Consider the following 25,221-nt stretch of genomic DNA (forward strand, 5'->3'; position numbering starts at 1 on the left):
GAGCAGGACAGGAACGAGGCGACGTGATCACCTTCATCGCACGACGGGTGCTGTACTCGATCCCGGTGATCATCGTCGCCTCGTTCATCCTGTTCTGGGCGGTGCGCTCGACGTTCGATCCGCTCGCCAAGCTGCGCCAGGCGCATGACCCGGCCGTGATCGCCCGCGAGGTGGAGAGGCTCGGTCTCGATCGGTCGATCCCCGAGCAGTATCTCCTGTGGCTGCGGTCGCTGATCGTCGGAGACTGGGGCCTCAGCACCCGCACGGGAACCCCGGTCCTGCCGCTGATCGGCGATGCGCTGTGGCCGACAGTGCAGCTCGCCTTCTGGGGGCTGATCATCGCGGTGCTGATCGCCGGCGGCATCAGCGTCTACTCGGCCGTCCGCCAGTACTCGCTCGGGGACAACCTGCTCACCGGCGCCTCGTACATCGGCATCGCGATGCCGGCGTTCTGGTTCGGACTCATCCTCATCCAGACGTTCGCGGTATGGCCCAAGGAGGCGTTCGGGCTCAGCGAGCCGCCGCTCTTCTTCATCGGGCTGCACTCGCCGGGCGAGACCGGCGTGATCGATTACATCCGGCACCTGATCCTGCCCGTCGCCGCCCTCATGATCGCGCTCGTCGCATCGTGGAGCCGGTTCGGGCGGGCGGCGATGCTCGACGCCCTATCCAGTGACTACGTGCGCACGGCCAGAGCCAAGGGGGTGCCGCGTCGTCAGGTGATCTGGCGGCACGCGGTGCGGAACTCGATGGCGCCGTTCGTCACCGTCGTCGCCCTCGACGCCGCGATCCTCATCGGAGGTCTCGTCGTCACCGAGCAGATCTTCGCGATCCCGGGCATGGGGCGGCTGTTCCTGCAGTCGCTCGTCGCCGGCGACGTCTACGTGCTGCTGCCCTGGATGGTCGTGGTCGCCGTCGCGGTCGTCGTCTGCAACCTGATCGCCGACATCGCCTATGCGGTGCTCGACCCGAGAGTGAGGCTGTCATGAGCGGTGCGGGCATCGCCGGACGCGAGGAGATCCTCGCCGAGCAGGATCCGCAGAAGGCGCCCACCCGCCAGCTGCTCAGAGGGTTCCTGCATCACCGACTCGCGGTGACGAGTCTCATCGTGCTGGCCATCCTGCTGATCGCGTGCTTCGGCGCCGGCTGGCTCGCCCCGTACCCGCAAGGGCAGCAGGATCTGCTGCTCGGCCCGACACCCCCGTCGGACGAGCACTGGCTCGGCGCCGATGAGCTGGGCCGCGACTACCTCAGCGAGATCCTCTTCGCGGGGCAGATCTCGCTCGCGATCGGCCTCGCCGTCGCTCTCCTGGCGACGGTCGTGGGCACCGCCCTCGGGGCGATCGCCGGGTACGTCGGCGGCTGGGTCGGCGAGCTCATCATGCGCATCACCGACCTGTTCCTCATCGTCCCCGCCATCGCGCTGCTCGCGGTGATCCTGCAGGGGCTCGGGCCCTCGCCGACGACGATCGTCCTGGCGCTCACGGCACTCGGGTGGACGTACATCGCCCGCGTCGTGCGCGCCCAGGTGCTGTCGCTGCGGGAGAAGGACTTCATCGACGCGGCGCGCGGCATCGGAGCATCCGGATTCCGCATCGTCGTCTCGCACCTCCTGCCGAACCTCGCGGGCGTGATCGTCGTGGCGATGAGCCTCGCCGTCGCATCGTCGATCATCGCCGAGTCGACCCTGAGCTTCCTCGGGTTCGGTGTGCAGCCGCCCCAGACCAGCTGGGGCTCGATGCTCAGTCAGGCCGCGGGATATGTGGGCACACCCCAGGTGTACCTGCTGTACTTCCCCGGCCTGTTCATCCTCGTCACGGTGCTGTGCGTCAACTTCATCGGCGACGGACTCCGTGACGCCCTCGACCCGCAGGGGAAGAATCTATGAGCACCGCAGAGATCCTCCTCGAGGTCGACGACGTCGCGATCAGTTTCCCGACGGATGCCGGCCTCGCTCGAGCCGTCGAAGGCGTCTCGTTCGTTCTACGCACCGGAGAGACGGTCGGCATCGTCGGCGAGTCCGGATCGGGCAAATCGATGACGGCGATGGCCATCATGGGGCTGCTGCCGAAGAAGGCCGTCGTCACCGGATCGATCAAGCTCCGCGGGCGTGAGCTCGTCGGACTCTCGGATGCCGAGCTGCGTGAGATCCGCGGCAAGGACATCGCGATCGTGTTCCAGGATGCTCTGACCGCGCTGAATCCGGTCATGCGGGTGGGCGAGCAGCTGATCGAGGCGGTGCGGGTGCATCGGCCCGAGTCGACGGCGGCCGAGCGCAGGGCGCGGGCCGTCGAGCTGCTCGATGTCGTCGGCATCCCCTCGCCCGAACTGCGGGTCGACCGTTTTCCGCACGAGTTCTCGGGCGGCATGCGGCAGCGTGTGATGATCGCGATGAGCATCGCGAACGAGCCCGACCTGCTGATCGCCGACGAGCCGACCACCGCCCTCGACGTCACGGTGCAGGCGCAGGTGCTCGAGGTGCTGCGCGAGGTGCAGCGGCGCACGGGCACGACCGTGCTGCTCATCACCCACGACCTCGGCGTCGTCGCCGGCACCGCCGATCGGGTGCTGGTGATGTACGCGGGCGGGCTGGTCGAGACGGCCGACGTCGACCCGCTGTTCTACGAGACCGCGCATCCGTACACGGCGGGGCTGCTCGCCTCGCTGCCTCGGCTCGACCGCCGCTCGTCTCGGGACGAGCGGCTCTATCAGATCGCCGGGCAACCGCCGGTGGCGACAGCCTGGCCCAGCGGATGCCGCTTCGCACCGCGCTGCGCCCATGCGGTCGAGGGGCTCTGCGATGCCGTGGTGCCACCGCCGATCGAGGTGGGCGCCGGGCATACGGCCGCATGCGTGCGGGTCGACGAATGGCAGAAGGAGGTCGTGTCATGAGTGATCGCGTCGTGAGCGAGGTCGTTCGAGGAGGCACCGGTCTGACCGTCGAGGGGCTCGTGAAAGAGTACAAGGTCGGCGGAGGGCTGTTCGGGCGCACGCGCGACGTCGTGCAGGCCGTGTCGGATGTGAGCCTCTCGATCGATGCCGGCCAGACGTTCGGCCTCGTGGGGGAATCCGGGTGCGGCAAGTCGTCGCTCGGGCGCAGCGTCGCCCGATTGCAGTCGAGTGACGGCGGCACGATCCGGCTCGGCGGCGACGACATCACCGGCCTCGAGGGCGGGCGGCTGCGGGCGCTGCGGCGTCGGGTGCAGTTCGTGTTCCAGGACCCCTACGCATCGCTCAATCCGCGCAAGTCCGTGCGGGCCACGATCACCGAACCGCTCGTGATCCACGGACTGCACCGTGGACGGCACGAGCAGCGGGTCGAGGAGCTGCTGGCGCAGGTGGGGCTGAACCCGGCCCACGCCGATCGCTTTCCGCACGAGTTCTCGGGCGGTCAGCGCCAGCGGCTCGGCATCGCGCGCGCTCTCGCGGTGGAGCCCGAGGTCATCGTGCTCGACGAGCCGGTCAGCGCCCTCGATGTGAGCGTGCAGGCCGGAGTGCTCAACCTGCTCGACGATCTGCAGCGCGACCTCGGTCTCACCTACCTCTTCATCGCGCACGACCTGTCGGTGGTGCGACACCTGAGCGACCGCGTCGGGGTCATGTACCTCGGCAAGCTCGTCGAAGAGGGACCGGTCGATGAGCTCTACGAGCGGCCGCTGCATCCGTACACCCAGGCGCTGCTGTCGGCGATCCCCGTGCCCGACCCCCGAGCCGAGCGGGCGCGGGAGCGCATCGTGCTGACGGGTGACGTGCCGAGTCCGGTCTCGCCGCCGTCCGGATGCCGCTTCCGCACCCGCTGCTGGAAGGCCACCGAAGTCTGCGCCGAGGTCGTGCCCCTGCTCGTCGACCACGGCGACACCCACGGCGTGGCCTGCCACCACCCCGCCGAGCGGGACGTGCTCTGAGGTTCGCTCCTCCGTCCCCTCTGTCCGTACCCGGAAGGAATCCCATGACCACCACGCACCGCATCGCCGTGATCGCCGGCGACGGCATCGGCACCGAGGTGATGCCCGAGGGGCTGCGGGTGCTGCGTGCCGCGGCATCCCGCTTCGACATCGCGCTCGAGTTCGAGGAGTTCGACTTCGCTAGCGCCGCCTACTGGCAGAAGCACGGGCGGATGCTGCCGGAGGACTGGTTCGAGACGCTCAGCGGGTTCGACGCGATCTACTTCGGCGCCGTCGGCTGGCCCGATGTCGTGCCCGATCACGTGAGCCTCTGGGGCAGCCTCATCCAGTTCCGGCGTGCGTTCGACCAGTACGTGAACCTGCGGCCGTGCCGTCTCATGCCCGGCGTCGTCTCTCCGCTCGCCGGCCGCGAGGCCGGTGACATCGACTTCTACGTGGTGCGCGAGAACACCGAGGGTGAGTACTCGTCTATCGGCGGGCGCATGTTCGAGGGCACCGAGCGGGAGTTCGTGCTGCAGGAGACGGTGATGACTCGCACGGGTGTCGACCGGGTGCTGCGGTATGCGTTCGACCTGGCGCAGAAGCGCGGCGGCCATCTCACGTCCGCGACGAAGAGCAACGGCATCTCGATCTCGATGCCCTACTGGGACGAACGGGTCGCCGCGGTCGCCGCCGACTACCCCGATGTGCGGCGTGACCAGTTTCACATCGACATCCTCACCGCGAACTTCGTGCTGCATCCCGACTGGTTCGACGTCGTGGTGGCGAGCAACCTGTTCGGCGACATCCTCTCCGACCTCGGACCGGCATGCACCGGCACGATCGGCATCGCACCGAGCGCCAACATCAACCCGGAGGGGCTGTTCCCCAGCCTCTTCGAGCCCGTGCACGGCTCGGCGCCCGACATCGCCGGGCGGGGAATCGCGAACCCGATCGGCCAGATCTGGTGCGGTGCGATGATGCTCGAGCACCTCGGGTATCCGGATGCCGGGGCCGCCGTGCTCGGCGCGATCGAAGACGTGCTCAGCAGGGGAGCGGATGCTGCGCCCTTCACCCCCGACCTCGGAGGCACCGCGACGACGGTCGAGCTCGGTCGGGCGATCGCCGAGGTCGTCGGCGGGTAAGGGTCTGCGGCGTCCAGCTCTGCGGGGCGCCGATCAGAGGCCGAGCTTCTCCGCGCAGGCGACGCAGTGCGTGGCGAACGGGCGCACCTCGAGTCGCGCCTCGGGAATCGGCCTGCCGCAGTGCGCGCAGACGCCGTAGGTGCCGGCATCCAGTCGTGCGATCGCGTCGTCGACCTGCTGGAGTTCGGATGCCGCCGCGTCGGCGAGCCCGGTCAGCCGTGACCACTCGGACGAGAGCGTGACGCCCTCGGGGTCGTGCTCGTCGTCGTCGTTCGAGCCTTCGCGATCGTGCATCAGCTCGGCGAGGGTCGCCGCCGTCGATGCGACCCGCGCCGTCGCCTCGGCGCGCAGCATCTCGAGGCGTGAGCGGGCATCCGACGTCATCCGCACACTCTAGGCGGCACCTCCGACACCAGCCGTTCACTCAGCGTTCCGTTTCGAGTACGGCGGTCTCGTAATTGCCTGTCACCTTCGCGAGTTGGAATACCCATGTTCTCGGAATTCGGGAACGCCTCCTCCCGAAAGGTCATCATGCGCCGCCTCACCCTGCCCGCCGTCGGCCTCCTCGGCGTCGCCGCCCTCGCCCTGACCGGCTGCCAGAGCCCGTCCGCCGAAGCGGCCCCCGCCGACCCGAACGCTCCTCTCACGATCGCGACGATCCCGGTCGGTGACGACCCCACAGCCGAGAACCCCGTCGAGGTCTTCGCCGAGCTGCTCGAAGACGCCACCGGCCGCGACGTCGAGATCACCGATGTTCCCGACTACCTCAGCGTCGTCGAGGCGATCCGCGCCGACCACGTCGACATCGGCATCATGAGCGGCTTCCCCTCGGCGCTCGCCGTGAACACGGGCGAGGTCGACGCGCTCGTCGCCTTCCAGGGCGACGGCAAGCCCGTCTCGACCTGTGTGGTGCTGAACGACTCGCCGATCCAGACCGTCGAGGACCTCGAGGGCAAGACCGTCGCCTTCGCCGACCAGGCGTCGAGCTCGGGCTACTTCATGCCGGTGTACATGCTGCATGAGGCGGGCCTCGAGCAGGGCACCGACTACGAGGCGATCTTCGCCGGCGGACACGAAGGCAGCTTCGCCGCGCTCGAGCAGGGACAGGTGGATGCCGCCTGCACCGCGGTCATGCTGACCGAGCTCGGCGCGCCGATGTTCCCGTTCGCCGACGGGGAGTGGCGTGCGGTGGGTGAGAGCCCGGCGATGGACATCCAGGGTGCTGTGCTCGGACGTCAGTCGCTCGACGCCGAGACCCGCAAGGTCATCCAGGAGGGCATCGCCGAGGTCTTCTCGCCCGAGAACGCCGAGCGCCTCGGAGCGTACGGCGCCTTCGCCGCCGCCGAGCAGACCGTCGACCCCGACGGCTCGTCGTTCGCCTCGTTCGCCGAGATCGCCGCGGTCGCCGGTGTCGAGCTCAAGGACCTCAAGTGACGAGTCCCGCACCCGTCGTCGCTTCGCTGGAGAACGCGCGCGGTGCGTCCGCCGATCGGCATGTCGCCTCCCGACGCGCCGAGACGGCATCCGATGGTCTGGGATCGCCGACGGCGGAAGAGCTCCGCACCCCGACCGCCGAGCTGCGCCAGGCCCTGCCGCTCGTCACGGTGCGCGACCTCAGCGTCGCGTATGACACCACCACCGTGCTCGACGGCGTCGATCTCGACCTGTTCCCGGGCGAGATGGTCGCGCTGCTGGGCGCCTCGGGGTCGGGCAAGTCCACCCTGATGCGCAGTCTCACGGGCTTCGCGCCGATCTCGGCAGGGTCGGCGCGGGTCGCCGGCCACGACGTCACCAATCTCGCGCGCGGCGAGCTGCGCACCCTGCGGTCGGATGTCGGCCAGGTGTTCCAGCAGTTCAACCTCATCCCGCGTCTGAGCGTCATGACGAACGTGCTGGCCGGAGCCCTGCACGGCGCGGGCTCCATCAATCTGGTCGGCGGCTTCTCGAGCGCGCACCGTCGCCGCGCACTCGAGCTGCTCGATCGCGTCGGCATCGCGCACAAGGCCAACGAGCCTGCTCGCTCGCTGTCGGGCGGACAGCAGCAGCGCGTCGCGATCGCCCGCGCTCTCATGCAGCAGCCGAAGGTGATCCTCGCCGACGAACCGGTCGCGTCGCTCGACCCGAAGCTCGCCGACTCCGTTCTCGGTCTGCTGCGCGAGATCGCCACCGAAGACGGCATCCCCGTGCTCGTCAGCCTGCACGTGCTGCCGCTGGCCCTCGCGCACAGCGACCGCATCATCGGCCTGCGGCACGGACGGATGCTGGTCGCCGGCGCCACTTCGCAGCTGGATGCCGCGGCCCTTGCGCCGCTCTACGACGACGAGGAGCACGACGATGACGCTCACCACTGACCCCCGCTCCACGGCAGGGTCGGCAGGCTCAGCCGGCCCCGCCGCCGGCACGACCGACCGCTCGATCTCGAGGCCGACCCTCGACCCTGCCGAGCGCTCGCGGCTCGAGCGGGCGTTCCGGGTGCCGCGCGCGAGGTTCCTGCTCGGGCTGCCGATCGCCGCCCTGCTGCTGATCTGGTCGTTCAACGGCGCCGAGTTCAACTTCATCAAGCTGGGCGACGGCGCGGTCAACATGGGCGAGTTCCTGTCGCGCCTGTTCCCGCCGGACTTCTCGAAGATCGGCACGATCCTCGCGCTGCTGCTCGAGACCTTCCAGATGGCGGTGGTCGGCACCGTGCTCGGAGCCGTGCTGTCGCTGCTCGTCGCCTTCGGGGCATCGTCGAACATCGCGCCGAAGTGGGTCTACTACCCGACGCGCTGGGTGATGAACATCATCCGCTCGGTGCCCGACCTGGTGTTCGCGCTCATGTTCGTCTCGGCCGTCGGACTCGGTCCGTTCGCCGGCATCCTGGCCATGACCCTCGGCTCGATCGGGTCGATCGGCAAGATCTTCGCCGAGGCCATGGAGCAGGTCGACCGCGGACCCGTCGTCGCCATGGAGGCGGTCGGTGCCTCGAAGCGTCAGGTCATCCAGTACGGCATCCTGCCGCAGAGCGCACCGCTGCTCACGTCCTACACGCTGCTGCTGTTCGAGGGCAACGTGCGCGGCGCGACCATCCTCGGCCTCGTCGGCGCCGGTGGCATCGGCCTCGAGCTGACCACCGCCATGCGCATGTACGACTACGGCCACCTCAGCGCCATCATCATCTGCATCATCGTGCTCGTCACGGCGATCGACCAGGGCAGCGCCCTCATCCGAAGGAGAATCACATGACCATCGCCGACATCGACCTGGTGCTCAGCGCCCCCGTGAACCTGCGCGACCTCGGCGGCATCCCGATCGAGGGGGGAGTACTGCGGGAGGGTCTCGCGATCCGCACGGATGACCTCGCCTACGTCACGACCGAGATCGCGTCGCAGCTCGTAGCCGCCGGGCTCACCGCGATCATCGACCTGCGCTCGCCGCTCGAGGTCTCGGTCACGGGGCGGGGTCCGCTCGCCGACTACCCGGTCGCGTACCACCACCTGCCGCTGATCGCGGATGTCGGGGAGTCGATGAACCGCGACGCTCCCGAGCTCAGCCACGACGCCATGGGCCGGATGTACCTGCGCATGGTCGAGGTCGCCGCACCCCAGCTCGTCACCGCGATGAACGTGATCGCCTACACGCCGGGAACCGCGGCGTTCCACTGCGCGGCCGGGCGCGACCGCACCGGAGTCGTGGCGGCGATGCTGCTGCTCGCCCTCGGCGCGGCCGATGATGACATCGTCGCCGACTACGCCCTCACCGGCGGCAACATGGTCGCGATCATGCAGCGCACCGCACCCGTGATGGGCGCGATGTGGAAGGCGCTCGGCTTCGACGCGGATGCCGCCGGTGCGACGTCGTCGCTGTTGGAGGGTTCGATGGAGGTGTCGATGCGCACCCTGCTCGACACCCTCCGCGCGCAGCACGGCGATGCACTCGCTCCGCTGCGAGCGGCGGGACTGTCGGATGCGACTGTCGCGCGGCTCCGTGAGCGGGCGCTCGCCGCGTGACGACCGTGGAGCTGGAGGCTCGCGTCGCGAGCGCGGGTGACGCTGTCGGTGCCGTTCCGGTCGCCGTCGGAACTGCGGGCTCGACGTCTGCGGGCGCGAAGTCTGTGGGCTCGAAGTCTGCGGGCGCGTCGGATGCCGGGGCTGCGGTCCGCCGCCGCCCCGGCCGTCCGCGCGATGAGGACATGGACGGGCAGATCGTCGCCGCGACGCTCGAGATCATCGATGCGGGCGAGGACGTCACCGTCAGCCGCGTCGTCGCGCGGAGCGGAGTCAGTCGCGCTGCCCTATATCGGCGGTGGCCGTCGCTCACGACGCTGATCGCGGCGGCGCTCGACGTCGGACGCACCATTCCGCCCGAATACCCGGGCCATGTCGACCTGCGCGAGGCGCTGTTCGACGGGTTCGGGCTCGGTGACACCGGTGTGGCGCTGTCTGTCGCGGCATCCGGCTATGCGGAGGAACGATTCCGGCAGCGCATCCGACTCGTCATGTCGGATCGCGCACTGCAGAAGGCGTACTGGCAGTCGCACGTGTCGCGGCGGCGAGTGCCGCTCCTGAACGCGTTGCGCGCGGGAATCTCCCGTGGCGAGCTGCGGGCCGACCTCGACGTCGAGGCGTGCTTCGATGCGATAGCCGGCACCGCGTACTACCAGATCGTCGTGCGCGGCGACCGGATGGACGACCCTGCGGTGGCCGCTCGCCTGCGGGCCGCGGTCGAGACGATCTGGCGCGGGATGGTCGCCTGACTCACGCGTCCCGGGGACCCACCCGGGCATCCGGGTGAGGTGATGCAGACGGCGGGCTGCGTCACGAATGGCGGGAGCATCGCCCTCAGGAGATCTCAGGTACCGAAGGAGATCTCACGTACCGAAGGAGCATTCCTCGGATGGACTCCTTCGTTGTGCGAGATCTCCTTCGCAGGGACGCGAGCGGCAGTCACTGCCGCGACGTCAGCGGAAGGAGATCTCACGCGCCGAAGGGATCTCAGGCGCGGAAGGAGATCTCACGCATCGAAGGAGCATTCCTCGGATGGGCTCCTTCGTTGTGCGAGATCTCCTTCGCAGGGACGCCGAGCGGCCATCCGAGCGACAGCCACCGCCGCGACGTCAGCGCGCCTCAGGCGTCTCCGAGCTCGCCACGACCTGAACCGTGTCGGTCCTGACTCCCGGGTGCTCGCGCTCGAGCGCTGCACCCTCCATGTCGACGTTCGGAAGGATGCGGTCGAGCCACCGCGGCAGCCACCAGGCCGACCGGCCGAGCAGGTGCATGAGCGCTGGCATGAGCAGCATCCGGACGACGAAGGCGTCGAGCAGCACACCGAACGCCAGGCCGAAGCCGATCGAGCGGATGATGGTCGACTCCGAGAAGATGAACCCGCCGAAGACCGACACCATGATGAGCGCCGCGGCGACGACGACCGAACGTCCGGCCCGGAAGCCCTGGGCGACGGCATCCCGTGCCGAGGCTCCGTGCACGTACGCCTCGCGCATCCCCGAGGCGAGGAAGAGCTGGTAGTCCATCGCCAACCCGAACAGGATGCCGACGAGGATCACGGGCAGGAAGCTGAGGATGGGCCCCGGGCTGTCCAGGCCGATGAGGTCGGCGCCCCAGCCCCACTGGAACACGGCGACGATCAGGCCGTAGGTCGCGAACAGCGAGAGCACGAAGCCACCGGTGGCGATGATCGGCACGAGCAGCGAGCGGAACACGACGATCATGATGAGCAGCGAGAGCCCGACCACGACCACGAGGTAGAGCGGCAGGACGGCGGCCAGTGCCTCGGAGATGTCGATGTTGGTCGCGGCCTGCCCGGCGACGCCGAGGGTGATGCCGCCGTCGAGCTGCGGCAGCGCGCGGATGTCCTGCACGAGCTTCTCGGTCGATGCGCTGTTCGGGCCTTCGGCGGGGAGCACCTGGAACGCGAGCAGAGTGTTGTCGTCGGAGTTCGCGATCGGGGCGACACCCACGACGTCGTCCTGGTCGGCGATCTTCTGGGCGATCTCGACCTGCGTGGCGAGCAGGTCGTCGTCGCTCACCGCGTCGTCGAGGGTGGCTGTGACGAGCAGCGGACCGTTCGCCCCTTCGCCGAACTGCTCGTCGACGATGTGGAAGGCGCGGTAGCTGGTCGAATCCGACGGTTCGCTCGCGCCGTCGGGCAGTCCGAGGCGCATCGACATCGACGGGATCGCGACGATCAGCAGTGCGATCACGCTGACGAGCACGGTGACGATCGCGCGGAGCGTGGACATCCGCTTCACGGGCTTGCCCGCGGCGTGCGGCTGGCCGATCGTGGAGCGAGCCTTGCCGCTGAGCAGTCGTGTTCCGACGAGGCCGAGGATCGCGGGGGCGAGCGTGATCGCGACGAGCACGGCGACGCCGACGCAGACCGCGCCGACCGTGCCCATGAGTCCGAGGAACGGAACGCCGGTGACGTTGAGGGCCAGCAGCGCGACGATCACCGTGGTGCCGGCGAACACCACGGCCGTCCCCGAGGTGCCGGTGGCGAGGCCGATGGATTCGCGAACCGGAACACCGTTGAGCAGCTGCTTGCGGTGCCGGTTCACGATGAAGAGCGAGTAGTCGATGCCGACGGCGAGACCGAGCATGACGCCGAGCACGGGGGTGACGGATGCCATGTCGACGACGCCCGAGAAGGCGAGAGATGCGGTCACGCCGACGCCCACGCCGACGACGGCCGTCACGATCGGCAGTGCTGCGCCGATGAGTGTGCCGAGCATGACGATCAGCACGACTGCGGCGAATGCGAGTCCGATCGCTTCGCCGACGCCGAAGATCTCGGGCACGCCCTGCGCGATGTCGGTGCCGAAGTCGACCTCGACGCCCTCGATCGGCGAGGACTCGAAGTGCTCGATCGTGCCCTGCTTGACCTCTTCGGAGAGTTCGAGACGGGGGTCTTCGAACGAGACGTTGACGATAGCCGTCGAGCCATCCTCCGAGACGACGCCGATGCCGTTCGTGAGGTCGAGGAGCGTGGAACCGAGGTCGACCTTCTCGGCGTTCGCATCGAGTTCGGCGCGCGAGTCGTCGATGGTCTTCTGCTGCGCATCGAGCTGGGCTGCCTGCGCGTTCAGAGCCTCGATCTGCGCATCCAGTGCTGCGAGCTGCTGGGCCGGAGCGCCGCCCGCTTCTGCCTGCGACCGAGCCGTGGTCAGCTGGTCGAGACCGGCCTCGAGCTGCGTGCGACCCTCGTCGAGCTGCGTCTGACCGGCGTCGAGCTGCGCCCGGCCACCCTCGATCTGGTCCTTGCCGTCGGCGAGATCCTGCGCCTGCACGGCCTGCTGCTGCTGTGCGTCGAACGGGTCGATCACGGATGCGACGCCGTCGAGGTCTTCGGCGCTCTTCGCGAGCGCGGAGATCTCCTGCTTCTGCTGCTCCGTGAAAGCCGAACCGTCGGTCGTCTGATAGACCACCGTGCCCGTGCCCCCGGCGGTGTCGGGCAGCTTCTCGGCGAGCTGGTCGGTCACAGCGCCTGAGGCGGTGCCCGGGATGTCGAAGCTGTTGCTCAGCGTGCCGCCGAGCGTGAGGAACGCGCCGACACCCAGGCCGAGGATGATGACCCACGAGACGATCACCGTCCACGCCTTGCGTGCAGCGAACGAACCCAGGCGGAACAGCAGTGAAGCCAAAACGATCTCCTTCAGACGAATAGATCATACGGGGCGTCTCGTCTAGTGTTCTGTGGTTATCCTGAACGTGTGGTGAACGAGCATCGGAGCGGACCCGTGCGCAGCACGGCTGCCCGTGAAGCGATCCTCGACGCCACCGCTCGCCTCTTCCATAACCAGGGGTACGACCGTCTCACGATCGAGGGAATCGCGAAAGAGGCCGGCGTCGGCAAGCAGACCATCTATCGGTGGTGGCCGTCGCGCGGAGCCCTCATCGGCGAATGCCTCGCCGAGGGCCGCCTGATCCCCGTCGACTTCGTGGTTCCCGACACGGGAGACCTCGCCGACGATGTCGAGACCTGGCTGCGCAGCGTGCTGTCCATCCTCGAAGCGCCGGAGGGAGGGGCACTTCTCCGCTCGCTCGTGGCGGCTGCCACCGAGGACGCCGGAGTCGGCGCGCACCTCGGTGAGAGCCTCGGCGTCGAGAAGTACCTCGCCGAGCGCATCCGCGGCGGCATCCGCGACGGGCAGCTCGCCCCGGACGCACCGGTCGAGCAGCTGGGACGGGCGATCCTCGGGGCGATCATCGTCGAGTCCCTCGTTCGAGACGAGCACGACACCGACGCGATCGTTCGGCTGACGCGCTTCCTCTTCTCGCGATAGCGGCAGCGGGCGCGTGCGTGGTCATCGCGGCGAGACCGCTCTGCCGCCGCCGGTCTGGGCCTCCAGGCCCGAACGGTGGCCGTGCGCGAAGGAGCCGGGATCCGCGCCGCGGCGTCGCCGGGCGTGCGTCGTCGCCATCTCGTCGACCGCCTCGTCCACTCGGCTCCGGCGCGAGGTGAGAACGAGCTCGGTCCCCGAGCCGCTCTGTTCGACCGCAGCGCGGCGACTCTGCTCGATCCGGTTCATGGCGCCCGCGGCGAACCCCCGGAGGAAGCCGCTGCGCGCTCGACGTCTCCCCCTTTCGCGATGGCCGGCATACAGATCGCGATGCGCGATCCACCACGCGCGCATCGCGACCGTGGCCTGCACCTGCAGACTGGCGGTCAGCGTCTGCACCTGCGTCACATCCGACGAGTGCCCGACCAGAAGCAGGCCGGCGATCGGCGGGTACTCCGCCAGGATCGGGCGCACCGCGCCCAGCCCGTAGGCCACGCCGATGCCGATCTCACGAAGGTCCTTCGCGTAGACGCCGCGGAACAGCATCCTTTCGGTGACGATCTGCTCGCGCGTCTGCCCCAGGAGTCCCCGTCTTTCGTCGATCTGCGCCTGCTCGATCCCGTACTTCACGATCAGGCGCTCGGCGTGCTCGGTCAGAGCCTCGGCCTCTTCGGGCGTCGTGCTCTCGGCCTTGGCGAGCAGTTTGGCGATCAGGTCGAGCTTGGCTTCGGTCATGGCATCCCCCAATGGATCTGTGATGCCTCGGATCCTTCGCGGGGGTACCTACACTGCGAGGCCGAGTTCCGGGGACTGTGAAGAAACCCGGATGACGGATGCCGGTGCAGAAGTGGATGCCGCGAGGCCGGCCGGGCGCAGGTTCGGACCCGGTCGCCGACACGCAGCCACAGGGCCGGGGTCGCCGGAGTGCCGCCGGGCACCCCGAACCAGCGTCGGAAAGAGACCCGAGAAGAACTCGATTCAGCCCAGGATCAGCGTGATGACTGTCGCGCCGCCGCCACCCAGGATGAGGGCGATGATGACGGTCCAGGCGACGATGCGCATGCGGCGATTGCGCTTCTCGCCGAGATCGCCGTAGTCCTCGCTCAGACCGTCGCCGCTCATGCGCTGACCGGCTCGGTGACCGTGGGGCCGAAGGCGGCGGGCAGGGTGGCCTGCGAACGCTCGCGGATCTCGGCGATCGGCACGGTGAAGACGTCCTGCACCTCGAGCTTGTCGCCCTCGGAATCGGTCACGCCGATGCGCATCACCGGGTAGTCGCGGCCTTCGCAGAGTCCGCGGAACTTGACGTCGTCTTCACGCGGAACGGTCACGATGACGCGGCCCGTCGACTCCGAGAAGAGGGCGGATGCCGCATCCACACCGTCGCGCTCGATGATCTCGTTCAGCCAGACGCGTGCGCCGACGCCGAAGCGCGAGACGCCCTCGGCGAGGGCCTGCGCGAGGCCACCCTCCGACACGTCGTGCGCCGACGAGATCAGCCACTCGTCACGGGCGGCTCCGAGCAGACCCGCGAGGCGCTTCTCGCCCGCGAGGTCGACCTTCGGGGGCAGTCCGCCGAGGTGCTGGTGCACGGTCTCGGCCCACGCCGAACCCGAGAGCTCGGTCGAGGTCGTGCCGAGCAGGTAGATGTTCTGACCCTCGTCCTGCCATCCCGAGGGGATGCGGCGCGAGACGTCGTCGATGATGCCGAGCACGCCGACGAGCGGGGTCGGGTGGATCGGCACGTCGCCGGTCTGGTTGTAGAACGAGACGTTGCCGCCGGTGACCGGGGTGCCGAGCTCGTAGCATCCGTCGGCGAGACCGTCGACGGTCTGCCCGAACTGCCACATGACCTCGGGGTTCTCGGGAGAGCCGAAGTTCAGGCAGTCGGTGATCGCCGTGGGGACGGCACCGGTGACGGCGACGTTGCGATACGCCTCGGCGAGTGCGAGCTGCGCACCGGCGTACGGGTCGAGCTGGCAGTAGCGTCCGTTGGCGTCGGTCGAGATCGCGAAGCCGAGTCCCGACTCCTCGTCGACGCGGATCATGCCGGCGTCATCGGGGAACGACAGGGCCGTGTTGCCGAGCACGTAGTAGTCGTACTGGTTGGTGATCCAGCGGGTGTCGGCGAGGTTCGGCGAGGCGACCAGGTCGAGGAACTGCTCGCGAAGCACCTCGGGGTCGTTCGACCGCGGAAGGTTCTCGGCGGCATCCGCCTGCAGTGCGTCGATCCACGTGGGGTACGCGACCGGGCGGTCGTAGACCGGGCCGTCGACCGCGACGGTCGAGGGGTCGACGTCGACGATGCGCTCGCCCTGCCAGTCGATGATGAGGCGGCCGTCGCCGGTGACCTCACCGAGGACCGACGTCTCGACATCCCACTTCTGAACGACGGCGAGGAACGCGTCGAGCTTCTCGGGAGCGACGATCGCCATCATGCGCTCCTGCGACTCCGACATGAGGATCTCCTCGGCCGTGAGCGACGGGTCGCGCAGCAGCACGTTGTCGAGCGAGACCTTCATGCCGCTGTTGCCGTTGGCCGCGAGCTCGCTGGTCGCGCACGAGATGCCGGCTGCGCCGAGGTCCTGGATGGCCTCGACCAGCTCGTCACGGTAGAGCTCGAGGCAGCACTCGATGAGCACCTTCTCGGCGAACGGGTCGCCCACCTGCACCGCGGGGCGCTTGGTGGGTCCGGTGCTGTCGAACGAGTCGGATGCCAGGATGCTGGCACCGCCGATGCCGTCGCCACCCGTGCGGGCGCCGAACAGCACGACCTTGTTGCCGACGCCGGTCGCATTGGCGAGCTTGAGGTCCTCGTGGCGGAGCACGCCGACCGCGAGCGCGTTGACGAGCGGGTTGGCCTGGTAGACGGAGTCGAAGACCGTCTCGCCGCCGATGTTCGGCAGACCCAGGCAGTTGCCGTAGAAGCTGATGCCGCTGGTGACGCCGTGCACGACGCGAGCGGTGTCGGGGTGGTCGATCGCGCCGAAGCGGAGGGCGTCCATGACCGCGACCGGACGTGCGCCCATCGAGATGATGTCGCGGACGATGCCGCCGACGCCGGTCGCGGCGCCCTGGAACGGCTCGATGAAGCTGGGGTGGTTGTGGCTCTCGGCCTTGAAGGTGACGGCCCAGCCCTCGCCGACGTCGATGACGCCCGCGTTCTGGCCCATGCCCACCATGAGGCGTTCCTTCATCTCGTCGGAGACCTTCTGGCCGAAGCGGCGCAGGTAGTTCTTCGACGACTTGTACGAGCAGTGCTCCGACCACATGACCGAGTACATCGCCAGCTCGCCGGAGGTCGGGCGGCGGCCCAGGATCTCCTTGATGCGGGCGTACTCGTCGTCCTTGAGGCCCAGCGCTGCGTACGGCTGCTCCTTCTCCGGAGTCGCGGTGGCGTTCTCGACGGAGTCGGGGACGTGCTTGTGGGCAGGTGCAGGGGCGGTGGTCACGCGCACTCCTAGATGAGGGGCCGGCGGGGCATGGCCAGTCTACCGGGGGATGCCCTGGCCATCGGCCCGGGCGGACAGCGGGGTCTACGTCAGGAGCGGCCCGAGCTCCCGTGCGGCCGCGATGAGGGAGAGCGCGATTGAGTCGGAGCTGTCGATCTGCCGGCGCGGGCCCGAGTAGGAGAGCGCTCCGGCGAGCGTGCCGGAGGCATCGGTGATCGGCGCGACGAGGCAGCCACGCTGACCGTCGCGGGCGCGGATCACCCCCTGCGAGCGGAGTTCGGAGACCAGGTCACCGGCGGCGGTCTCCCCGCGCACGACCAGGGGCAGCAGGCCGAGGGCGTAGCGGGTGGGCTCCTGCTGCAGGCCCTGCCGATTCGAGAGGGGGAAGTCGGGGTCCTCATCGGCGACGACGACCCGGTCGTCACGATAGAGCACGAGGTGGATGCCGCCCCTCGCGCTCGCCCTGGTGCGCTCGAGCACGTCCCGTGCGGCGCGCGGGATGCGCTCGACGCCGATGCTGCCGGCCAGCAGCGCCACCTTGGTGCCCAGGGCGAATCCGGTGAGATCCGGCGTCCGGACGAGGTACTCGTCCTGCACCAGCAGGTTGAGGAGGCGATAGGTGGTCGCACGCGGCATCCCGAGCCGGTCGGCCAGCTGCCGCGCTGTGACGCCGGCACCCATCGCAGCGACGGCCTCCAGCATCGACAGCGCGCTGTGGATGGCGGCGGGCTGCCGGGCCGTGATCGATACCGCGTCGCCAGCCGTCATCCGTCGGCGTCCCCCGGTTCGCCCCCGTGTGCGCTGCCGCCGCCGATGCGGGCCACGCCGCCGAGAACGTGGGCGGCGACCGGCTCGTCGTAGCGCCCGACCTCGCCGAGAGGCGAGCGCCGTCGCCACCGGATCAGTACCGCGGCGATCAGGGCGAAGCCGAGGGCGAACCAGACCCCGGGGTTTCCCGCGGCCGCCTCCGCGACGAGATAGACCGTCAGGCATGCCGCAAGCGCCGCCGCCGCGCTGACGGCGGCGATGACGGAACCGACGGTGACCTCCCCGATACGGCGCAGGAACAGGGGAGCGGCGATGCAGACCAGCACGTAGGCGACGATGTAGCCCGCTGCCGAGATCAGCAGGACGGCCTTCATCGCGTCCCACGGTGACACGCCGGCCGCGACGATCACGAGCGGTGCGAGGACGATCGGCGGGACCGCGACGACGACCGCGCCGATCGGGGTGCGGTGGCGCCCGTGCGTGCGGCCGAGTCGGGCGGGGAGGACGCCGTCGCGGGCGAGCGCGAACACGATACGGGTGAGGGCGGTCGTCGAGGCGATCGCGCAGGCCAGACCCGAGGTGGCGATGCCGACGTCCGCCACGGCGGCCCATGCGGAGAGGCCGAAACGCGACGCGAGATCGTCGAGGAGCGCGACCGATGCCGTCCCCCCGATCGCGGCGGCTCCTGCGATCTGCGTGTAGGCGGCGATGAGGTAGAACACTCCGGCGACGCCGACGCTCCACACGATGGCGCGAGGGATGTTCTTCAGCGGCGAGCGGGCCTCGACGCCGAGCGTCGCGGAGCTCTCGAACCCCACGAACGCGGTGATCGCGAGAACGGCACCGCCGGCGACGCCGGCCACGGAGATGCCGTCGGCCGAGAAGATCGCCGCCGGTTGGAGCGGCCCGATGTGCACGAGGAGCACGATCATCAGCGACAGGATCAGCGCGACGGAGATGAGTTCGACGACGAGCGCGACCCGGGATGAGAGGCGGATGCCGCGAACGAGGACGATCGTGAGCACCGCTGCTTCGACGACGAGAGCGCCCAGGGCGATCGGCGTCGCGGCGAGCTGAGGCCACAGTCGGGTCACGAGCATGGTCGCATAATGGGCGCCGCCCAGAAGAGCGAAGATCGAGATGAAGGCATACCCGACAAGGATCGCTGCACCGGTCGCGAGTCCGCCCGCCGCGCCGAGTCCGCGCGCCGCGTAGGTGTACAGGGAGCCGCTGGCGGCGAACCGACGAGTGAACTGGTTGATCGTCCGAGCGACCAGGAACGTGATGATCATGGCGAGGGCCATCACGAGCACGGTGGCGCCGCCCGCCAGGTCCGCCACCAGCAGCACCGCCATCGCCGAGGCGGCGGCTGGGGCGACGGCCGCGACCGATTGCGCGAGGATGTCGGCGAAACCCACGGTGTGTCTGTCCAGTCCGTGCAACGGCGAGCGGGCGGCGAACGAGCGCACGGTCTGCGGGCGCTCGATCGCCTCTTCCAGTGCAGACATGGGGCCTCCGCCTGTCTCGTGATGGGAGGAGGCTACGAGCGGCCTGTTGCCGGAGCGCGTCTGCGATGTTTCACGCAGATGTCACCCGAATGAGACGGCCGGAGTTCCGGCGTCCCGTTCGCGGCGAACGCAGACGTCACTCCGGCGAGACGGGTGGGAAATCCTGCCGCGGCAGGGTGGGGGAACTGCTCCACTCCGCTTCTCTCAGAAGGGTTTGCACATGGTCCAGATTCAACCCAGCGCTACCGAGACCTCCCCGAAGAAGGTCCTGTCGGGATCGCTCGGTGCTACCGCGATCGTCTTCATGGTGGTCGCCGCCGCCTCGCCCCTGACTGTCATCGGCGGGTCCGCCCCACTCGGCATCCTGCTCGGCAACGGGGCGGGCTTCCCGGCGCTGTATGCGATCAGCGCCGTCGTTCTCGTGCTCTTCGCCGTCGGCGTCTCCGCGATGGCCAAGCACGTCCCCAACCCCGGGGCGTTCTTCACCTACGTCGGATACGGCCTCGGACGCTCGACCGGTCTCGCGTCCGCCTGGATCGCGATGCTCACGTATACGACGATCCAGGTGTCCGTGTACGGGTACATGGGCTACGTGCTGAGCTTCACTTTCGAGGGGTTCGGCATCACACTCCCATGGTGGCTGTACTCGATCGCCGTCGTCGCGCTCGTCGGGTTCCTCGGCTATCGCCACATCGATCTGTCCAGCAAAGTGCTCGGCGTCCTGCTCTGCGCCGAGGTCGGAATCGTCCTCCTTCTCGTAGCGGCGGTCGTGATCTCCGGCGGCCCTGAAGGTCTGAGCCTGGCTCCGTTCGAGCCGAAGAACGTCGCGAGCGGTTCCCCCGGCGTCGGCCTCATGATGGCGATCGCCGCCTTCATCGGGTTCGAGGCGACCGCCGTCTTCCGCAGCGAGGCGCGCGATCCCGACCGCACGATCCCCCGCGCCACCTATATGGCCGTGATCGGCGTCGGCGTGTTCTACACCCTCGCCTCATGGGGCCTCGTCATGGCGTGGGGCCCCTCGAACATCCTGGAGGAGGCCGCGGCCGACCCGGGAACGCTCATCCTCCGCACGATGTCGGCGTACCTCGGCGCCACCGGCGAGATCATCACGAACATCCTCCTCATCACCGCGATGTTCGCCTGCGTGCTGTCGTTCCACAACGTCGTCGCCCGTTACCAGTACTCCATGTCAGGCGCCGGCGTGCTGCCCGACCGGGTGGGCGCCGTGCACCCCCGGCACATGTCTCCGCACGTGTCCTCGCTCGTGCAGAGCATCACCGCGATCGTCCTCGTCGCGCTGTTCGCCGTTCTGCAGCTCGACCCGGTGCTGCAGGTGTTCACCTGGTTCGCCGGGGTCGCGACCGTGGCGATCGCCCTCCTGATGGCGGTCACTTCGATCGCGGTCATCGTCTACTTCGCGAGGACACGCAAGGACCGGAGGATCTGGAACACCGTGATCGCCCCCGTGCTCGGTTTCATCGGCCTGGTGCTCTCCGTGGTCATGATCGTCGTCTACTTCCCGATCATGGTCGGCGATGCGGATGCCACAGGCGCGCCCGTGTTCGGCGCGGTCAGCTGGAGTCTGCTCGGGCTGGTGATCGTCTTCCCCCTCATCGGGTACGCCCAGGCCGCGTGGATCAGAGCCCGCAGGCCCGCGGCATACGTCAAGCTCACCGACGCCATCGCCGGCTGAGGCGCACCATGAGCGCGACCGACACACTCTCCCCCGCCCCCTCGACGAGAAGGACCGTCATGCCCCTGCCCCACGTGGATTTCCTCTACCTCTCCGAAGCCGACATGATCGCGGCCGGAGTGACCGATATGCACCAGTGCGTCGACACCATGGAGGAGATGTTCGCACTGTTCGCCGCCGGCGACTACCGCATGACCGGTGAGAGCAACGACTCGCACGGCGCGATGATGACGTTCCCTGAGGCGTCGCCGTTCCCGAACATGCCGGTGCCCACTGAGGATCGACGGTTCATGGCGATGCCGGCGTACCTCGGCGGAGACTTCCAGACGACTGGCGTCAAGTGGTACGGATCCAACATCGCCAACCGCGAGAAGGGTCTGCCGCGGTCGATCCTCATGTTCACGCTCAACGACACCGACACCGGGGCGCCACTCGCGTTCATGTCGGCGAACCTGCTGTCGGCATACCGGACCGGCGCCGTGCCGGGGGTCGGTGCGCGGCACTTCGCCCGCAAGGACTCGCGCGTCGCGGGGATCGCCGGGCCCGGCGTCATGGCACGCACGGTGCTCCTGGCCTTCATGGATGCGTGCCCGCTGATCGACACGCTGAAGATCAAGGGGCGAGGGGCGGAGAGCCTCGCGCGCTTCCAGGAGTGGGTGCGCGAGGAGTTCCCGACGATCACCACGATCGAGGTCGTCGACTCGATCGAAGATGTCGTCCGGGGCAGCGACCTGGTGAGCTTCTGCACCACGGGCACCGGTGCCGGCGGCTCGGAGAGCTACCCCACGATCCAGCGGGAGTGGATCGCGCCGGGGGCGTTCTTCGCGATGCCGTCCCTGTGCAACACCGACGACTCGCTGCTGGACAGCGACATCACGAAGGTCGTCGATGCGTACGGCTTGTACGAGACCTGGTACGAGGAGTTCCCGAAGCCGTCGTTCGAGTACATTCCGATGGTCGGGCAGAAGTGGATGGATCTCGTGAAGGCCGGGGAGCTCTCACGCGACGAGCTCGTCGACATCGGCGATGTCGTCTCCGGAAAGCGGCCCGGTCGGCAGAGCGACGACGAGATCGTCATCATGTCGGTCGGCGGGATGCCGGTGGAGGACGTCGCGTGGGGGACGAAGGTGTATCGCAACGCCCTTGAGCGCGGCATCGGCCAGAAGCTGAACCTGTGGACCGAGCCGGCGCTCGCATGAGTGCGGCAGAGGTCATCCGGACCGTTGACGTCGCGGTGGTGGGTGCAGGCTCCATGGGATCGATGGCGCTGTGGCACCTCGCGAGATCGGCGGGGATGTCCGTGCTGGGCATCGAGCAGTACGGACCGGCGCACGGCCACGCGGCATTCGCCGGCGAGTCGCGTCTGTTCCGTGCGGCGAACAAGGAGGGCGCGCTCTACACGGCCGCTGCTCTCGAGGCCAGGGCGCTGTGGACCGAGCTGGAGCGTGAGACCGGCCGCCAGCTGCTGCTGAAGACCGGCGTCCTCGCGATCGCGCCGGAGGGTCATCCATTCCTCGCGTCCACGCAGCGGTCGATCGTGGAGGGCGATCTGCCGCACCGGTTCCTCGACGCCGCAGAGCTTCGCCGGGAGTATCCGCAGTTCACCGTCGAGGACGGCGACATCGGGATCATGGACCTGCTGGGCGGCGGGTTGCGCTCGGAGCTGGCGGTGGCGACCGCGCAGCGGGCCGCGATCAGGCGCGGGGCGGAGATCCTGTACAACACTCCGGTGCTCGGCATCGATGAGCGGGAGAGCGGTGTCGTGATCTCGACATCCGAGGGGATCGTCCACGCGCAGAAGGTGATCGTGACGACCGGTGCGTGGACGACGAGGATCGTGCCGGAGGTGCGCGATCTGGTGAGCGCCATCGCCATACCGCTCACGTGGTTCATGCCGGAGGACATCAGCCAGTTCACCCCGGATCGCTTCCCATGCTGGATGCGGGACCTGGACGGCGACCATGCCTTCGGCGTCCCCACACTCGACGGCTACTCGGTCAAGATCGCCCCCACGACCCGCATCGACACGATCGAGGACCCCGACACAGATCCCCGCGATCTGTCGCGTGAGCAACTGCGGAGATGCACGGCGATCGCCACCCGGATGTTCCCCGGCATCCTGCCCGAGGTGGTCCGGTCGTCCATCCACCCGGAGTCGGCGACGGCTGATCATGTCCCGATCCTCGACGTCTCCGAGTCGGGCCGGACCATCATCGGAGCCGGGTTCTCCGGCAACGGCTTCAAGTTCTCGCCCGCCTACGGGCGAGTGTTGGCGCAACTCGCCGAGAGCGGGTCGAGCGCGCTGCAGCACCCCCTGTTCACGCTCGGTCACCACCGGCGCCGTGCTCAGGCGCGCGCCGACGATCTTGTCCTCGCAGACGACTATCCGGTCCTCCAGGGCCACTGACACGAAAGACGGAACCGTTGATAATCACCAGCGTGAAGAGCGGCAGCAAGTTCGAGACCCTCGCAAGCTACTCGCGGGCCGTCGCGATCGGCGACTGGATCTTCGTCTCGAACACCGCCGGCATCGATTACGAGACGAGGACCCTGCCGGACACGGCGGCAGAGCAGCTGCGTCTCGCGATCGCCACCGTCGCGCGGGCGCTCGCCGCCGTGGATTCATCGCTCTCCGATGTCGTCCGGATCCAGGTCTTCGTTCCGGATGCGTCTGATCAGGACGAGACGATCGAAGTGCTCGGCGAGGAGTTCCGCGGCATCGACCCGGCACTCACCATGACGCGCAGCCCGCTCGCGGGCGAGTACAAGGCCGAGATCGAGGTGACCGCGCACCGCGGGGCGGGGGCGGCGAGGCGCACGCAGATCGATCTGTGAGCACTCGGCAAATCGGAGTGCGGGGTCTCGGATACGGTCAGGCCTGACCGGGTCAGCGGGCCTCGCCCGCGCCGGACAGGCGTCGCGAGAGGGCGGTCGCGGCGTCCGCCAGCGCGGGCGGTGCGACGACGCGGAACGGCGCGTCGAAGCGGGCGATCGACGCGAGGATGCCGACCCACGACCACGATCCGACGGTCACGCGGCACGAGCTGTCGTCGATCGGCTCGACGGTGCCGTCGCGGCCGATCCAGTGCGCGACCTCGCGGGCGGGCAGATCGAGCACGAGCTCTCCGATGCACGGCCAGCGGTCTGCGGCATCCGATCCCTTCGTCCGAGCTGCAAGGTAGGTCTGGGCGTCGGCGGCGGGCAGCTCGCGTGGCGTGAAAGCGGGGCCGGTCGGGATGCGCGGTGTCATCCGGTCGAGTCGGAAGGTGCGCCAGTCATCGGCCTCGAGGTCCCACGCGAGCAGGTACCAGCGGCCCTCCCGGGCGATAACTGCGTGTGGCTCGGTGCGCCGCGCCGGGCGGTCATGGTTCTCTCCGTAATCGAAGCGCAGCACGTGGTGGTCTCGCACCGCACCGCTGACGGCTTCGAGCACCGCCGGATCCACGCGCGTCTCGTTCTCGACCCCGGCGAAGCGGATGCCGTCGACCCGGTGCCGTAGGCGCGACGGCATCACCTGGCGCACGGTGGCCAGCGCACGAGCCGCGCCCTCGTCGATGTCGATCCCTGTGGCCGGCACGCTCTGCAGCGCGACGGCGATCGCGACGGCCTGCTCGTCGTCGAAGAGCAGCGGCGGCAGCTCGGAACCGGCGGCGAGGCGGTATCCGCCATCCGGTCCTTTGATCGCGCTGATGCGGTAGCCGAGCTCGCGCAGTCGGTCGACGTCTCGTCGCACCGTGCGGGGTGTGACGTCGAGGCGGTCGGCGAGCACCTGCCCCGGCCAATCGCGAGCCGTCTGCAGCAGGGACAGCAGGGCGAGCATGCGAGAGGAGCTGCCGGTCATGAATCCATTGTGCTCTGAGTAGAGGACCGAAACTGACCTCTTCTGCTGTGAGTGTTGGTCTCACCGGCATCCGCCGCCCACACAGATCCGAGGAGATCCCATGTCCATCGCGACCACCACCCACCTGAACTTCCGCGGCACCGCGCGCCAGGCGCTCGACTTCTACCAGTCCGTCTTCGGCGGCGAGGTCACGCGGGCGACCTACGCGGATTTCGGCATGCCGGCGGGAGCTCCCGGCGCCGACAAGATCGTGTTCGGCCAGGTCGAGAACGCCGACGGCTTCCGGCTGATGGCATACGACATCCCCGGCGCCGACGACGCTGACGCCACCGCGGGAACCACCTCGAGGCAGAACGGGACGACCGTCACCGACCGCACGTTCTTCCAGTCGCTGCGCGCCGATTCGCTCGACGAGCTCACCGGGTACTGGGACGCCCTCGCAGACGGCGCCTCGATCGTCGAGCCGCTGGCCGCATCGGCGTGGTCACCCGGATTCGGCATGCTGACCGACCGATTCGGCGTCACCTGGGTGCTCGACGTGCGCGCCGCCTACGCGGGCTGAGGCGGTCGCCGTTCATGACTCAGGAAGATTCGCGCTCGATCGGGCCGGAACCGGGGGTCTCGGCACGATCGGCCGCGTTCTTCCGGAGTTGCG

The 25,221-nt window shown here is 68.9% G+C and carries 24 protein-coding genes; 16 read left to right on the forward strand and 8 right to left on the reverse strand.

What is annotated here, in order from left to right:
• The first annotated feature begins 23 nt into the window (after window positions 1-23).
• From ACIPV5_RS03025 to ACIPV5_RS03045, 5 genes are read left to right on the forward strand one after another with little or no spacing between them, the layout of a single operon-like run.
• Window positions 24-989, forward strand: a complete 966-nt coding sequence (locus tag ACIPV5_RS03025; protein WP_187249067.1) for an ABC transporter permease — start codon at window positions 24-26, stop codon at window positions 987-989.
• Window positions 986-1,888 carry an ABC transporter permease gene (locus ACIPV5_RS03030; protein ID WP_400339610.1) on the forward strand — a complete coding sequence of 301 codons (903 nt, stop codon included), beginning with the start codon at window positions 986-988 and terminating at the stop codon, window positions 1,886-1,888. Before ACIPV5_RS03025 ends, ACIPV5_RS03030 begins: the two co-directional genes overlap by 4 nt.
• Window positions 1,885-2,892, forward strand: a complete 1,008-nt coding sequence (locus tag ACIPV5_RS03035; RefSeq protein WP_400339613.1) for an ABC transporter ATP-binding protein — start codon at window positions 1,885-1,887, stop codon at window positions 2,890-2,892. The genes ACIPV5_RS03030 and ACIPV5_RS03035 overlap by 4 nt, the downstream gene beginning before the upstream one ends.
• Window positions 2,889-3,905, forward strand: coding sequence for an ABC transporter ATP-binding protein (locus tag ACIPV5_RS03040; protein WP_187249064.1), 1,017 nt, complete (start codon window positions 2,889-2,891; stop codon window positions 3,903-3,905). The genes ACIPV5_RS03035 and ACIPV5_RS03040 overlap by 4 nt, the downstream gene beginning before the upstream one ends.
• A gap of 44 nt (window positions 3,906-3,949) precedes the next feature.
• Window positions 3,950-5,029, forward strand: coding sequence for a tartrate dehydrogenase (locus ACIPV5_RS03045; RefSeq protein ID WP_400339617.1), 1,080 nt, complete (start codon window positions 3,950-3,952; stop codon window positions 5,027-5,029).
• 33 nt (window positions 5,030-5,062) lie between these two features.
• On the opposite strand, the gene ACIPV5_RS03050 is transcribed toward ACIPV5_RS03045, so the two are convergent.
• Window positions 5,063-5,413: a TraR/DksA C4-type zinc finger protein gene (locus ACIPV5_RS03050; protein WP_053098380.1), complete on the reverse strand. Its 351-nt coding sequence runs from the start codon at window positions 5,411-5,413 to the stop codon at window positions 5,063-5,065.
• A gap of 105 nt (window positions 5,414-5,518) precedes the next feature.
• Here ACIPV5_RS03050 and phnD point away from each other — a divergent pair, with 105 nt between their 5' ends.
• The 5 genes from phnD to ACIPV5_RS03075 are packed head-to-tail and all read left to right on the forward strand — an operon-like array spanning window position 5,519 to window position 9,764.
• Window positions 5,519-6,463, forward strand: a complete 945-nt coding sequence (phnD, locus tag ACIPV5_RS03055) for a phosphate/phosphite/phosphonate ABC transporter substrate-binding protein (RefSeq protein ID WP_232224512.1) — start codon at window positions 5,519-5,521, stop codon at window positions 6,461-6,463.
• A complete protein-coding gene (locus ACIPV5_RS03060; RefSeq protein WP_233277276.1) occupies window positions 6,460-7,380 on the forward strand; it encodes a phosphonate ABC transporter ATP-binding protein in 921 nt (306 codons plus the stop codon). The genes phnD and ACIPV5_RS03060 overlap by 4 nt, the downstream gene beginning before the upstream one ends.
• Window positions 7,364-8,254, forward strand: a complete 891-nt coding sequence (phnE, locus tag ACIPV5_RS03065; protein WP_072590474.1) for a phosphonate ABC transporter, permease protein PhnE — start codon at window positions 7,364-7,366, stop codon at window positions 8,252-8,254. Before ACIPV5_RS03060 ends, phnE begins: the two co-directional genes overlap by 17 nt.
• Window positions 8,251-9,018: a tyrosine-protein phosphatase gene (locus ACIPV5_RS03070; RefSeq protein ID WP_400339621.1), complete on the forward strand. Its 768-nt coding sequence runs from the start codon at window positions 8,251-8,253 to the stop codon at window positions 9,016-9,018. The genes phnE and ACIPV5_RS03070 overlap by 4 nt, the downstream gene beginning before the upstream one ends.
• Window positions 9,015-9,764 carry a TetR/AcrR family transcriptional regulator gene (locus tag ACIPV5_RS03075; protein WP_400339624.1) on the forward strand — a complete coding sequence of 250 codons (750 nt, stop codon included), beginning with the start codon at window positions 9,015-9,017 and terminating at the stop codon, window positions 9,762-9,764. The genes ACIPV5_RS03070 and ACIPV5_RS03075 overlap by 4 nt, the downstream gene beginning before the upstream one ends.
• A 360-nt stretch (window positions 9,765-10,124) precedes the next feature.
• Here ACIPV5_RS03075 and ACIPV5_RS03080 read toward each other — a convergent pair whose 3' ends face one another.
• Entirely contained in the window at window positions 10,125-12,665 is a 2,541-nt protein-coding gene (locus ACIPV5_RS03080) for an MMPL family transporter (protein ID WP_400339625.1), read from the reverse strand.
• Window positions 12,666-12,737: 72 nt separating this feature from the next.
• Between ACIPV5_RS03080 and ACIPV5_RS03085 the strand changes: the two genes are divergently transcribed.
• Complete coding sequence (locus ACIPV5_RS03085) at window positions 12,738-13,307, forward strand: TetR/AcrR family transcriptional regulator (protein WP_320489505.1); 570 nt, start codon at window positions 12,738-12,740, stop codon at window positions 13,305-13,307.
• 21 nt (window positions 13,308-13,328) lie between these two features.
• Here ACIPV5_RS03085 and ACIPV5_RS03090 read toward each other — a convergent pair whose 3' ends face one another.
• The 5 genes from ACIPV5_RS03090 to ACIPV5_RS03110 all read right to left on the reverse strand — a co-directional run bounded on the left by ACIPV5_RS03090 (window position 13,329) and on the right by ACIPV5_RS03110 (window position 19,032).
• The gene (locus tag ACIPV5_RS03090; RefSeq protein WP_400339628.1) at window positions 13,329-14,039 is read right to left on the reverse strand and encodes a DUF2786 domain-containing protein; all 711 of its coding nucleotides are present in this window, start codon (window positions 14,037-14,039) and stop codon (window positions 13,329-13,331) included.
• 243 nt (window positions 14,040-14,282) lie between these two features.
• On the reverse strand, window positions 14,283-14,426 hold the full coding sequence (locus tag ACIPV5_RS03095; protein WP_171821968.1) for a hypothetical protein: 144 nt from the start codon (window positions 14,424-14,426) through the stop codon (window positions 14,283-14,285).
• On the reverse strand, window positions 14,423-16,756 hold the full coding sequence (gene purL / locus ACIPV5_RS03100) for a phosphoribosylformylglycinamidine synthase subunit PurL (RefSeq protein WP_053098386.1): 2,334 nt from the start codon (window positions 16,754-16,756) through the stop codon (window positions 14,423-14,425). The genes ACIPV5_RS03095 and purL overlap by 4 nt, the downstream gene beginning before the upstream one ends.
• Before the next feature lie 84 nt (window positions 16,757-16,840).
• A complete protein-coding gene (locus ACIPV5_RS03105) occupies window positions 16,841-17,524 on the reverse strand; it encodes a helix-turn-helix domain-containing protein (RefSeq protein WP_187249056.1) in 684 nt (227 codons plus the stop codon).
• Window positions 17,521-19,032 (reverse strand): APC family permease, encoded by a 1,512-nt coding sequence (locus ACIPV5_RS03110; RefSeq protein ID WP_400339631.1) that lies wholly within the window; start codon window positions 19,030-19,032, stop codon window positions 17,521-17,523. Before ACIPV5_RS03110 ends, ACIPV5_RS03105 begins: the two co-directional genes overlap by 4 nt.
• A 220-nt stretch (window positions 19,033-19,252) precedes the next feature.
• On the opposite strand from ACIPV5_RS03110, the gene ACIPV5_RS03115 reads away from it, so the two are divergent.
• Genes ACIPV5_RS03115 through ACIPV5_RS03130 form a run of 4 tightly spaced genes read left to right on the forward strand, consistent with a single transcriptional unit; the run spans window position 19,253 to window position 23,560 of the window.
• On the forward strand, window positions 19,253-20,725 hold the full coding sequence (locus tag ACIPV5_RS03115) for an APC family permease (protein ID WP_053098388.1): 1,473 nt from the start codon (window positions 19,253-19,255) through the stop codon (window positions 20,723-20,725).
• Between the two features lie 59 nt (window positions 20,726-20,784).
• Window positions 20,785-21,924: a tyramine oxidase subunit B gene (locus tag ACIPV5_RS03120; protein WP_400339634.1), complete on the forward strand. Its 1,140-nt coding sequence runs from the start codon at window positions 20,785-20,787 to the stop codon at window positions 21,922-21,924.
• Window positions 21,921-23,132 (forward strand): N-methyl-L-tryptophan oxidase, encoded by a 1,212-nt coding sequence (gene solA / locus ACIPV5_RS03125; protein ID WP_400339636.1) that lies wholly within the window; start codon window positions 21,921-21,923, stop codon window positions 23,130-23,132. The genes ACIPV5_RS03120 and solA overlap by 4 nt, the downstream gene beginning before the upstream one ends.
• A 32-nt stretch (window positions 23,133-23,164) precedes the next feature.
• Entirely contained in the window at window positions 23,165-23,560 is a 396-nt protein-coding gene (locus ACIPV5_RS03130; protein ID WP_200955145.1) for a Rid family hydrolase, read from the forward strand.
• Between the two features lie 52 nt (window positions 23,561-23,612).
• Here ACIPV5_RS03130 and ACIPV5_RS03135 read toward each other — a convergent pair whose 3' ends face one another.
• Window positions 23,613-24,566 carry a helix-turn-helix transcriptional regulator gene (locus tag ACIPV5_RS03135; protein WP_400339639.1) on the reverse strand — a complete coding sequence of 318 codons (954 nt, stop codon included), beginning with the start codon at window positions 24,564-24,566 and terminating at the stop codon, window positions 23,613-23,615.
• A 100-nt stretch (window positions 24,567-24,666) separates the two neighbouring features.
• Here ACIPV5_RS03135 and ACIPV5_RS03140 point away from each other — a divergent pair, with 100 nt between their 5' ends.
• Entirely contained in the window at window positions 24,667-25,128 is a 462-nt protein-coding gene (locus tag ACIPV5_RS03140; protein WP_400339640.1) for a VOC family protein, read from the forward strand.
• Window positions 25,129-25,221 lie beyond the last annotated feature (93 nt).

Source organism: Microbacterium sp. NPDC090014, from assembly GCF_044748285.1.
GTDB lineage: Bacteria > Actinomycetota > Actinomycetes > Actinomycetales > Microbacteriaceae > Microbacterium.